The 11,718-nt window shown below is 63.3% G+C and carries 10 protein-coding genes; 4 read left to right on the forward strand and 6 right to left on the reverse strand.

The annotated features are described in order from the left end of the window. The first annotated feature begins 13 nt into the window (after positions 1-13). Positions 14-1,144 carry a GlxA family transcriptional regulator gene (locus L0U82_RS37645; RefSeq protein WP_233838910.1) on the forward strand — a complete coding sequence of 377 codons (1,131 nt, stop codon included), beginning with the start codon at positions 14-16 and terminating at the stop codon, positions 1,142-1,144. Here the strand turns inward: L0U82_RS37645 and L0U82_RS37650 are convergent. From L0U82_RS37650 to L0U82_RS37670, 5 genes are all read right to left on the reverse strand, one after another. Continuing rightward, the gene (locus tag L0U82_RS37650) at positions 1,134-2,342 is read right to left on the reverse strand and encodes an ABC transporter ATP-binding protein (RefSeq protein WP_233838911.1); all 1,209 of its coding nucleotides are present in this window, start codon (positions 2,340-2,342) and stop codon (positions 1,134-1,136) included. The genes L0U82_RS37645 and L0U82_RS37650 overlap by 11 nt on opposite strands. A gap of 85 nt (positions 2,343-2,427) precedes the next feature. Next, positions 2,428-3,249, reverse strand: coding sequence for an ABC transporter permease (locus tag L0U82_RS37655; RefSeq protein ID WP_233838912.1), 822 nt, complete (start codon positions 3,247-3,249; stop codon positions 2,428-2,430). Further along, on the reverse strand, positions 3,246-4,148 hold the full coding sequence (locus L0U82_RS37660; protein WP_233838913.1) for an ABC transporter permease: 903 nt from the start codon (positions 4,146-4,148) through the stop codon (positions 3,246-3,248). The genes L0U82_RS37655 and L0U82_RS37660 overlap by 4 nt, the downstream gene beginning before the upstream one ends. Positions 4,149-4,329: 181 nt before the next feature. Beyond that, positions 4,330-5,415, reverse strand: coding sequence for an ABC transporter substrate-binding protein (locus tag L0U82_RS37665; protein WP_233838914.1), 1,086 nt, complete (start codon positions 5,413-5,415; stop codon positions 4,330-4,332). A gap of 242 nt (positions 5,416-5,657) precedes the next feature. Continuing rightward, positions 5,658-7,271: an FAD-dependent oxidoreductase gene (locus L0U82_RS37670; protein ID WP_233838915.1), complete on the reverse strand. Its 1,614-nt coding sequence runs from the start codon at positions 7,269-7,271 to the stop codon at positions 5,658-5,660. 255 nt (positions 7,272-7,526) lie between these two features. Between L0U82_RS37670 and L0U82_RS37675 the strand changes: the two genes are divergently transcribed. The 3 genes from L0U82_RS37675 to L0U82_RS37685 all read left to right on the forward strand — a co-directional run bounded on the left by L0U82_RS37675 (position 7,527) and on the right by L0U82_RS37685 (position 10,109). Beyond that, entirely contained in the window at positions 7,527-8,219 is a 693-nt protein-coding gene (locus L0U82_RS37675; protein ID WP_233838916.1) for a GntR family transcriptional regulator, read from the forward strand. Between the two features lie 60 nt (positions 8,220-8,279). Then, positions 8,280-9,245 carry a 2-hydroxyacid dehydrogenase gene (locus L0U82_RS37680; RefSeq protein WP_233838917.1) on the forward strand — a complete coding sequence of 322 codons (966 nt, stop codon included), beginning with the start codon at positions 8,280-8,282 and terminating at the stop codon, positions 9,243-9,245. A 78-nt stretch (positions 9,246-9,323) separates the two neighbouring features. After that, positions 9,324-10,109 (forward strand): class II aldolase/adducin family protein, encoded by a 786-nt coding sequence (locus tag L0U82_RS37685; protein WP_233838918.1) that lies wholly within the window; start codon positions 9,324-9,326, stop codon positions 10,107-10,109. Positions 10,110-10,156: 47 nt separating this feature from the next. Here the strand turns inward: L0U82_RS37685 and amaB are convergent, their stop codons facing one another. Then, on the reverse strand, positions 10,157-11,662 hold the full coding sequence (gene amaB / locus L0U82_RS37690; protein WP_233838919.1) for an L-piperidine-6-carboxylate dehydrogenase: 1,506 nt from the start codon (positions 11,660-11,662) through the stop codon (positions 10,157-10,159). Positions 11,663-11,718 lie beyond the last annotated feature (56 nt).

Below are 11,718 nucleotides of genomic sequence, written 5' to 3' on the forward strand. Positions count from 1 at the left end.
TATCGATCCTTTCATGACGCCCGCTCCCGCCAACGCCCGCCCCGCGAATTCTCCATCCGATATATCCACGCCCTCCGCGAGGTCATCGCGGCGCGGCGCGCGGCGGCGCGATGCGTCCGTCGCACCCTTTATCGACGGCACGCCCGAGACCATCGGGCCCGCACGCAATATCGGTATTCTGCTGATTCCCGGTTTCGCGATGATGTCGTACGCAAGCGTGATCGAACCTTTGCGCGCGTCGAATGCGCTATCGGGGCACGAGCTGTATCGCGTCCAGTACGTTACGCTGACGGGCGAACCCGCGCTGTCCTCGTCGGGCGCGACGATCGAGCCCACGTTTCGCGTCGGCGATCCGGTGGAATTCGACATTCTGCTGATCTGCGCGGGCGGCAATCCCGCAGCCTTCCACGACAAGAAGCTCGACAACTGGCTGCGCCGTCTCGCTCTCACACCGACGATTCTCGGCGGCGTCTCGGGCGGCGCCTACATGCTCGCGCGCGCGGGCCTGCTCAACGGCTTTCGCTGCACGATCCATTGGGAGCACATGCCGGTTTTCCGCGAGGAATTCCCGCAAATCGACGTGCGCCGCACGCTGTTCGAAATCGATCGGAACCGCTGGACCTGCGCCGGCGGCATCGCGCCGCTCGATCTGCTGTTTGCGATGATCGAGAAAGATCACGGACATGCGCTCGCGGTCGCCGTCGGCGACTGGCTGCTGCAAACCGAGGTGCGTCTCGGCGGACGCCCGCAGCGCATGAGCATGCAACAGCGCTATCAGATCAAGCATCCGAAGCTGCTGCACGCGCTCGAGCTGATCGAACACCACATCGAAGATCCGATCGGCCGCGACGAAATCGCGTCGATCGTCGAACTGTCGGTGCGGCAGCTCGAACGTCTGTTCCGCTCGCACCTGGGCCTGTCGTTTCGCGATCACTACATCGCCGTGCGGCTCGAACAGGCGCAGCGGCTACTGCGTCAAAGCGCGCTGTCGATCGCCGAAATCGCGGTGGCAACCGGCTTCATCAACAGCAGCCACTTCGCGCGCGTCTATCGCACCAGCTTCGGCCATTCGCCAACCGACGAACGCCAGTTTCTCAGCTGCAAGCATGCTGCGAACGCGCCGGCCGCGCTCCTCATGAGTTGATGCCCGGGCTCGCCGTGGGGTCGCTATCGAGCATCACGGTGGCGTTTTGCGGCCAGCCGACTCGCACCTGCGCACCGCGCTCGATCGCCACCGCGCTTTGATCGGTCAGTTGCGCCACGACGATCTCCGCGCCGTGTTGCATGCGCACGCTCACGCGGGTAATCGATCCCGACAGCACAACGCTTTGCACGATACCTTCGACCTCGTTGATGTCATGCTGACCCGGTTCCAGCAGGCGCAGCCGCTCCGGACGCACCATCCAGTTGATCTTCGCGCGTGCGCCGCTCGCGGCCATGGCCGCCGCGCGAGGCTCGGCGCATACGGGATCCGGCCAGCTGGGCACCGTGATCACGGCACGGCCCGCCTGCTCCGTTACGACGCCGGTAAACAGATTGGTCGCGCCGAAGAAATCGGCGGTAAAGCGGCTTTGTGGCTTCGCATAGATGCTCGCCGGCCTGGCCGCTTCGCAGATGCGACCGTTCTGCATCAGGCAAATGCGATCGGACAGCGTCAGGGCCTCTTCCTGATCGTGCGTGACATAGACCATCGACAGCTTCAGCGTTTCATGCAGGCGCTTGATTTCGTACTGCATCTGCTCACGCAGCTTTTTGTCGAGTGCGCCTAGCGGCTCGTCCATCAGAATGAGCGGCGGACGATACACGAGCGCACGCGCAATCGCGATGCGCTGCTGCTGCCCGCCCGACAGTTCCTTCGGCTTGCGGCGCGCGAGATCAGGCAGGCGCACGAGTTCGAGCACTTCATGCACGCGCGATTCGATGTCCCGTTTCGATACGCCGCGCACCTGGAGCGGAAACGCGATGTTCTGAAACACGGTCATATGCGGCATCAACGCGAAGTTCTGGAACACCATGCCGATGCCGCGCCGGCGCGCGGGCTCGTTCGTGATGTCGCGCCCGCGCAGCACGAGCGTGCCCTCGGAAGGGGTGGTCGCGCCGAGCATGATCTTCAGGAGGGTCGTCTTGCCGGATCCGCTCGGGCCGAGCAAGGTCACGAATTCACCTTCGGCGATACTCAGGTCGACCGCGCGCAGCACCTCGGTGTCGTCATATCGCTTGGTTACGCCACGTACTTCGAGAATCGGCGCAACAGTCGCGTCCGATCCGGCAACGCCATCGCGAGAGACGCGTGCGCCGCCCGGTTCCAACTGCTTCATGTCTGCCTTGTATGCGAGTTCCATGTGGTATTCCTGCGCAAGACGTTGTGTTTAGCCTGTTGCGTGTCGTGTTGCAGCTGTTGTCCGGCCGGGTTCGGCAGCGCGTTCGTCAATGCGCGACGGCATCGTGCCCGGGCTTGCGCAGCATCGCCGACACCACGCAGATCGACACCGACGCCACCGACAGCATCGTCGCCGATGCCGCGATGATCGGCGACACCTCCATCTTGAGGCTGGAGTACATCGTGACGGGCAGCGTCGTCGCGCCGGTGCCGGCGATGAACCACGCGATCACGACTTCGTCGAAAGAAATCAGAAACGCGAACAGCGCGCCGGACACGATCGACGGAATGATCTGCGGCACGACGACTTTCAGGAACACGCGAAGCCGCGACGCGCCCATCGTGTCGGCGGCAAGCTCGACGTTCGGATCGATCTGGCGCATGCCGGCGGCCGTGGTCACCATCACGAACGGCAGCGTGAGCGTCGAGTGCGCGAGCACCAGCCCCGCGGTCGTGCCGCTCAGGCCAAGCTGCGCGAAGTACAGATACGTGCCCAACGCGACGATGATCGCGGGGAACAGCATCGGGCTCATCAGCACGAACGCGATGACTTCCTGTCCACGAAACTTGCCGCGCAGCAAACCGTACACAGCGGACGTGCCGAGCACCGTGGCAATGCACGCGCTCAGCGTGGCGACGATCAGGCTTTCGGAAAGCGCCCCCGTCCACACCGGCGAATCGAAGAAACGCCCATACAGGTAGAACGAAAACGAAGTCGGCGGAAATGTGAGTTCGTCCCGGCCGCCGAACGACATCGGTATGACGAGCAGACTCGGCACGACCAGAAAGATATAGATCGCCCACGCGAGCACGGACAGCGCGATCCCGCCCAGCCACGTCCCCATGCGGCCCAGCATCGATGACGTCATTTGCCAAGCCTCCCGGTTGCGCCCGGCACGCGGGACAGAATCGCCACCAGCGCCGCGCTGATCAGCAGGATGAGCACCGCGATTGCCGCGGCCGTATTCCAGTCGAGCGCTTCGTGCGTGAACAGATCGACGAGGTTCGCGAGCATCATGTCTTTTGGGCCGCCCAGAAGCGCCGGCGTCACGAAGAAACCGAACGAGATCACGAGACTCAGCAGCGCGCCCGCGGCCACCGCGGGCAGGCTGAGCGGCAGCGTGATCTTCCACCATGTCCGGAACGCGCCTGCGCCCATCGCTTCGGCTGCCTGAACGAGGTTGCGGTCCTGAGCCAGCAGATTCGACAGAATCGGGAACACCAGAAACGGCACCAGGTAGTTGGACATACCGATCATCACACCAGTCCGGTTGAAGATCAGCTCCAGCTGCGGACCATTGCCGAACATCCAGTGCAATGCGCTGTTGATCAGGCCGGCCCGGCCGAGAATCACGGTGAACGCGTAGCTCTTGACGAGAATACTGGTCCAGAACGGCAGCAGCACCAGCGACGTATAGACCGCGCGCCGCCGCGGCGACTGACGCGCCAGATGCATCGCCACCGGATAGGCCAGCACGAGACTCACCAGCGTCGCGCTGACGGCGATGGTCAGCGTGGTGCCGAGCACCTGCACGAACAGACCGTTCGAGATCAGGTGCGCGAACGCCTCCAGCGTGAAGTGCCCGTCGCGATAGATGCTCAAGCCGAGCACGTAGACGACCGGCACGAGAAACACCGCGGCCATCAGCACCAGCGCGGGCAACACGAACAGCAGCGCACCCGTGCCGGTCGTATCGCGGGTACGCCGCGCGCGCGCATGGGGTGGCGCGGCCGCGCGGGTCAGGTCGAACGCATTGTCAGTCGCCATTCATCGGTCTCCTGTGTCGATCGGAGTTGGCGCTTTAGCGCTTACTCCGATCCCATGCAAAGCTCTTACTCCGATCCCATGCAAAACCCCTGCTCCGGTCCCGTGAAAGATCGTTGCTGCAAGACTTGCCGGTCACACGCGCGTTGGGTCCGGCCCGGTCCGGCGCACGGTCGCTTCGCGTTCAGCTCAACAGGAACTGTGAGAAACGCACCTGCAATTCCGTCGTGCGGCTTGCCCAGTATTCGTCGTCCTGGTAGATGTGATTGTGCTGGCTCAGATCCGGCAGCAGTTTCTTCGCATCCGCGGACACCTGGCTCATCGCCGCTGGATTGCCGGGCAAATAACTGCTTTTGTTCGAAAACTCGGCCTGCCGGTCGGGGCGCAGCACGAACGCCACGAACTTCATCGCCGCGGCCTTGCGCGTGGTTCCCTTGACGACACCAATGGTTTCATTGCCGATGATCGTCTGCTCCAGCGACATCGCAAGCGGCAGGCCCGCCACCCGCGCCGACTCCACGCGCGCGTTGTAGTCGAAGCCGAAGTCGACTTCGTTGGTCGCGAGCAGCGTGGTCAACTGGTTGGTCGATTCCGCCCACTTCGGCACGAACGGCTTGATACGCGCGAGCGCCTTGAACGCACGATCGACGTCCAGCGGATAGAGCTTTTGCGGGTCGACACCGTCGGCCACCAGCGCGAGTTCGAGCACCATGTCGGCGCGATTGCGCAATGTACGGCGGCCCGGAAAACGTTTCGTGTCCCAAAGCTGCGCAAACGTCTTGGGCGTGTCGCCTCCGTTCGCATGTTTGGTGTTCCATGCCGGCACGCCGACCCAACGGTAAAAGCGAGCATAGTCGCCTTTGCCGAGCACGGCTTCCGCCTGCGTGACGATCGAACGGTCCAGCGGTTCGAAGAGTCCTTGCTGCGATCCCGCCGGGCCCCACGATCCCGCGCCTTCGAATACGTCCCACTCGGGGCGGCCGCTCATCACCTGCGCTTTCAGCCTGGCCAGATCGGGCACCCCTGAAAACACGACTTCGATGCCGGTCTCCTGCTTGAATGGCCTCGCGTAGACCTGCTGAATCGTTTCCTCATAGGAGCCGCCATAAGACGGCACGATGATCCGTTTGTCTTCCTGCGCTTCGGAGCGCGTGATCACATAGGGCGCGCTCAACGCGGCCAGCCCTGCTGCACCCGCCTTGCGCAGAAACGACCGTCGTCCGGCTCCCGAAGCCCGAATCTCGTTGTTTGCCTTTCCCGACTTTTCCATCGTTGGCCTCGATCAATAGTGTTGCGTGAACGACGTTGCCCAAGCGAGCATGAAGCGATGATAGGTGTTCAAAATCGGCCGCCGCGCGTCTGTTTGCGACGGCGCCCGTTTCTGATGCGACACTCGCGCCGGCGGTTCGCAAAGCCCACCGGCGGCGCCACGGCCGCGCGCACAATCGCTGACAGCCAGCCGCAACCGGTTGTGCCCGGTCGCGCCCGCTCGTGTTCGGCCGCGGCCGGCTGCTAGGCCGGTTCGCCGGAAATGCGCGCCGTGCTGGCGGGCAGGTTCGTTTCGTCGTCCGTCACGTCGACGAGGTGGCGCACCTTCATATGCGTGACGAACGCGTCCACCTGCTCGTCGATCTGCCGCGCACTCCAGCCGAATTCCGGCGCGACCGCCCGCGCGGCACGGCGAATCGCCGAGCGCGTCATCGCGTGACGCCAGCCGAGATGCGTACGTCTGAACAGAAGATCGACGAGATTCGTCGCGTCTTCGTTTCGTGCGGCATCAACCAGATCGTCGAGCGAAATCGACGGCTCGTCCGGAAACACCGCGCTGTTCGCATCGCCGCCCTTGAAGCGGCTCGCCCCCGCATTGAGCGCGGCCTGCCCGCGTGAAGGTTTCAGCTTGCGCTTGACCGCCTTCAGAATGTGATTGGCCGACACGCGGTGCAGATTGATCGTTCCCCACGTCAGCGTCAGTACGTTGGGTAACCCATCGGAAGCCAGATCGTGCAATACGCTGAACGGCAGGCGCCGTCCTTTCGGATAGCGCGGATCGTAGGTGATCGGACGCACGCCCGCCCACGCGAAGCACACGTCGGAGCGGCTCAGGTTGATACCCGGCAGCAGATGGTTCGCTTCGTCGATCAGAAATTCGATGCCTTCTTCGTCGGGCGTCACGTCGTCGATATTCTCGTGATAGACGACTTCGGTCGGCCCGATGTAGTGCAGATCGCCCCAAGGCACGCAGAAGATCGCTTCGTTTTCGCGGTTCAGCGAAGCCAGCCCTTCGCCTTTGAAGTCGTCCGGCAAGCGCACGAGAATATGGATGCCCTTGACGGCGATCACGCGCCGCGCCGGTGCGGTGCCCTGCGCCGCGGCCTTGTTCAGCGCATCGATCCACACCCCCGCCGTATTGAGCACGAGCCGCGCCGTGACCGTGGCCGTCTGCGCCGGTTCGAGCGTGTCGCGCAACGCGAGCGACCAGCGGCCGTCCGCGGTGCGGCTCAACTGCTCCATCGTCGTGTAGTTGCGCACCACGGCGCCGAGCCGGCGCGCATCCATGACCGCGTCGACGCAGATTCGCTCGGGCCAGCGGATCGAGTAATCCATGAACACCGTGAAGTCGGTAATGTCGCCGTTGTCGCGAAACCATTTCGCCATCGCGGGAGGTGTCGATCGGCCGTTGCGATAGCGTTTGTACACGAGCGGCACGCCGAAGCGATTGAAAAAGCCCAGCACCTTTACACCGATATCGACGTGCCAGCCTGAATACGGCATGTTCCGGTACACCGGCATCATCAGGCTCAGCGGAATGAACCGCTCGGGCATCGTCGACACCAGCTGGCCCATCGCCGTCATCGATTCGATCGCGGAACGCACGCGCCCAACGAAGCGCCGCGGCTGGAAAACATGCTCCCACAAGGTCTTCGACGGCGCGAAATAACGCAGGCCGCTGTGCAGGATGCGGCTCGAACGGCTCGATGCGGCCGACGCGTAATCGTTCTTTTCGACCAGCACGACCGAATAGCCCGCTGACGCCAGATGCTGCGCCGCCGACGCACCGTTGATCCCCCCACCGATGATGGCGACGTCGTATTCGCCTCCCTCCAGCCTGCTCAATGATTCGCGCACGATGCGACTCCCTGGTTGATGCAGCTCGATGAAATTCGCGCGGCGCAATCGCACCGACGCCTATTGGGTATACGTTATTGTTCCCAAAATAAAGTTGTCAACCGGTAGATGCCCGTCGGTGTTCATGGAAGTGCGCCTAAACGCGTCAAAATTACGAGGTTTTCGTTCCGGTCTTTTCTTTAGATTGACCGTCATCTTTGTTAGGTATACATTTTTTCCACCAACCCGAAACGTATTCCGCGGAGAATCTGCTGCATGCATGAGTCCGATACCACCGGCATCGTCGTCCCGACACAGGCCACGCGCATGCGCCGCCGGCCTGTCGTGCCGCGCCGCAGCGAAGGCGTATTCGAGCAGTTGAAGCAGTCGCTGTTGAGCGCGCGCATCAAGCCCGGCGAGCGCCTGTACGAAAGCGGCATTGCCGAACAGTTTGGCGCGAGCCGCACGCCGGTTCGCGAGGCATTGATGCGTCTGCAGGAAGAGCGTCTGCTCGAACGGGACGGGCGCGCCTATGTCGTGCGCCAGATGAGCTACGACGATCTGCTGCAGTTGTACGAAGCGCGCGAATGCCTCGAATGTCAGACCTGCATCAAGGCCATTGCGTATCTTCAGCAGGAAGACATCGAACGTTTGCAGGAACGCATCGACCATATGGCGAAGATGATTCGTCGCAGGAACGTCGACGAGTTCAACCGGCTCGACTCGGAATTTCATCTGGACATTGCGCGTATTTCTCGCAATCAGGTCCTGTACGAAATGCTGACGGGTGTGCACGAGCGCGTGACGATGATCCGCAATCTGTTCGCGCGGAATCTGCCTCGGCTCATCAGCGCGAACGAAGAGCATCAACGCATTCTCGACGCGATGGCGCGGCGCAACCCCGAGATCGCGGTTGCCGAGATGCGCGCGCATCTGGTCACCACGCATCTGGCTTCCGCATTCGCATAACGGCGCGCGGCGGTGCCTCGAACCGCCTCCCTTCTTCCCTGCTATCAAGGACGTTTCGTCATGGCTTCGATTCCCCGGACCGGCTCCGCCGCGCCGCCCACGGTTGCATTCATCTGGTCCGACGGCGACGCCGCCGCGTGGCGCGAGCGCATGACGCAAACGCTCGGCGAATTCGACATGCGCGTGTATCCCGACATCGGCAACGCGGAGGACATCGACTTCGCGATGGTATGGATGCCGCCATGCGGCGAACTGAAACGCTATCCGAACCTGAAGGGCATCTTCTCGATCGGCGCGGGGGTCTCGCATATCCTGCGCGATCCCGAGCTTCCGAGGCACGTGCCGATCGTACGGCTGACCGACGACACGTTGAGCCTCGACATGAGCTGCCACGCGATTCACTGGGTGCTGCATTTTCATCGCGGCTACGACCGCTATCTCGAACAGCAGCGCGCGGGTATCTGGCATCGGCCGCCGTACCCGCCCAACGCAACGCGGCGCATCGGCATCCTCGGCATGGGTGCGATCGGCGAATACACCGCGCGCTGCCTGCGCGATCTGCAATTCGACGTGGCGGGCTGGAGCCGCACGCAAAAAGCGCTGAACGGCGTGCAAAGCTTCTTCGGCGACGATCAGCTCGAAGCCTTTCTGAACCGCACCGACATCCTCGTGTGCGTGCTGCCGCCCACGCCCGCCACCACGGGTCTCATCGATGCGAAGGCACTCGCCATGCTGCCCGCCGGCGCATACCTCGTGAACATGGGGCGCGGGGAAGTGCTGCACGACGATGCGTTGCTTGCCGCACTGGATAGCGGACACATCGCCGCTGCCGCGCTCGACGTATTCGTCGAAGAACCGCTGCCGAGCGCAAGCCGCTATTGGCAACACCCGCGCGTGCGCGTCACGCCACATGCGGCGGGGCCGACCTCGATCGAGTACGGCTCGCGCCGCATTGCCGAAAACATGCTGTTGCTGCGGCAGGGCGTGATGCCCGACGCGGTCATGGACGCCGCGCAAGGCTATTGATAGCGAAGCGCACGCGCGGCCCCTCCCGCACCGCATAGACCGCCCCCAACGAACGCATCGATTACCGGAGAAAACCCCATGGAAGCTGTGCATGATTCGCCCACTCACGAACTCGCGGATGAAGCCGAATGGGCCGTTCGCGTCGAACTGGCCGCACTGTATCGTCTCGTCGCGCACTTCCGGATGACCGATCTGATCGACACGCACATTTCGGCGCGCCTGCCGGGCGACACACCGTCGTTTCTGATCAACCGCCACGGTGTGCTGTTTCACGAAATGCGAGCCTCCGATCTCGTCAAGATCGACTATCAGGGCCGCGCGATCGATCCCCGCGCGAAGCACGACCCCGCGTCGTGCCGCGTCAACGCCGCGGGCTTCACGATTCACTCGGCGATTCATATGGCGCGGCCCGACCTGCATTTCATCGTCCATACGCATACCGCCGCCGGTATCGCCGTGTCCGCGCAACAGCACGGCTTGCTGCCGATCAGCCAGCACGCGCTCAAGTATTACGAAAAGCTCGCGTATCACGACTACGAAGGTATCGCGCTGAATCTCGCCGAGCGTGAACGGCTGGTTCGCGATCTCGGCCCACACAAGGCGATGATTCTGCGCAATCACGGTCTGCTCGCGGCGGGGTCGAGCGCCGCCGACGCATTCCAGGAAATCTACTTCCTGGAGCGCGCGTGTCAGGCCCAGGTTCAGGCGCTCGCGGGCGGCTCCGCACTCACGATTCCATCGCCGGAAGTGTGCCGCGTAACCGCAAGCCAGTACGTGCGCGAAGACTCGCCCGAACTGGCCGAACTTGCGTGGCAGGCCGCCAGGCGGCTGATCGATAACGTCGGCACCGATTACCGCAGTTGAGGCGGGCACGATCGAGGCCTTCGCGGACCGAAGGCCTCGGCGATGTTCTACCCCGCTACCGAAAACTGGATGCCCTGCGCGAGCGCGAGCGTGGTCGAATAGTTGACGGTGTTCGTCGCGCGCCGCATGTAGGCTTTCCACGCATCGGATCCCGATTCGCGCCCACCGCCCGTTTCCTTTTCGCCCCCGAATGCGCCGCCGATTTCCGCACCGCTCGGTCCGATATTGACGTTGGCGATACCGCAATCGCTGCCGACGCTGCTCAGGAAAGTTTCCGCTTCCCTGACATCGGTCGTGAACACGCACGAAGCGAGTCCGTGCGACGCCGCGTTATTGGCGGCGATCGCTTCGTGGAAGTCCCGATAACGCGTGACGTACAGGATCGGCGCGAAGGTTTCGCGCAGCATCCCCGCTTGCTGCTTCGGCATCTCGACGAGCGCCGGTTGCACGAAAAATCCGCCCGCGCAGCCGGACGGTTGTACCGGCTTGCCGCCCGTCACCGTCGCGCCAAGCGACGCCGCTTCGGATAGCGCGGCCTGCATCGAGTCGACGGCGCGCGCATCGATCAGCGGTCCCATCAACACAGCGGGATCCAGCGGATCGCCGATCGCCACCTTGCCGTACATGGCCTTTAGACGCGCCACCACGCCGTCGTAGATGGACTCGTGAACGAACAGGCGGCGCAGCGAGGTACAGCGTTGCCCGGCCGTGCCGACCGCGGAAAACAGAATGCCCTGCAACGCCAGATCGAGATCGGCGCTCGGACACACGATGCCCGCATTGTTGCCGCCGAGTTCGAGAATCGAACGCCCGAATCGCTTTGCAACGGCGAGACCCACGTTGCGGCCCATTTCCGTGCTGCCGGTCGCGCTGACGATCGCCGAACGCGGATCGCTGACCAGCTGTTCGCCGAGTGCGCGGCCACCGATCAGCACATCGGCGAGTCCTTCGGGCGCGTCGCTGCCGAACCGCGCCAGCGTCGCGTCGAAAATCCGTTTGACCGCGAGCGCGGTAAGCGGCGTCTTCTCCGACGGCTTCCAGATCACCGCGTTGCCGCACACGAGCGCGAGCGCGGCATTCCACGACCACACCGCTACCGGAAAATTGAACGCGGAGATCACCGTGCACACGCCCATTGGATGCCAGCTTTCCGACATGCGATGGCCGGGACGTTCGCTTGCGATGGTTAAACCGTACAACTGCCGCGACAGGCCGACCGCGAAATCGCAGATGTCGATCATTTCCTGCACTTCGCCGAGCCCCTCGGTCAGAATCTTGCCGGTTTCGAGTGTCACGAGCCGGCCGAGCGCGTCCTTGTTTTCACGCAACGCCTCGCCGAATGCGCGAATCAACTGTCCGCGCCGTGGCGCGGGCACCGTGCGCCATTGCAGAAACGCGCGGTGCGCGCGGGCAAGCGCGCGATCGGCGGCACCGGCATCATGCGTGCCGACGTTGCCGATCACTTTTCCATTGATCGGCGAGCGAACTTCGAGGTCGCCGCCGGACACCGCGTCCGTCATATGCAACGCGTTGAAAATAGACTGCTGGTCCATCTGCTGCTCCCTGAAGCGACGTCGTTGATCGAATGAAAACGAAGGCGCACACGGCG

This window comes from Paraburkholderia sp. ZP32-5 (assembly GCF_021390495.1).
Classification (GTDB): Bacteria; Pseudomonadota; Gammaproteobacteria; order Burkholderiales; family Burkholderiaceae; genus Paraburkholderia.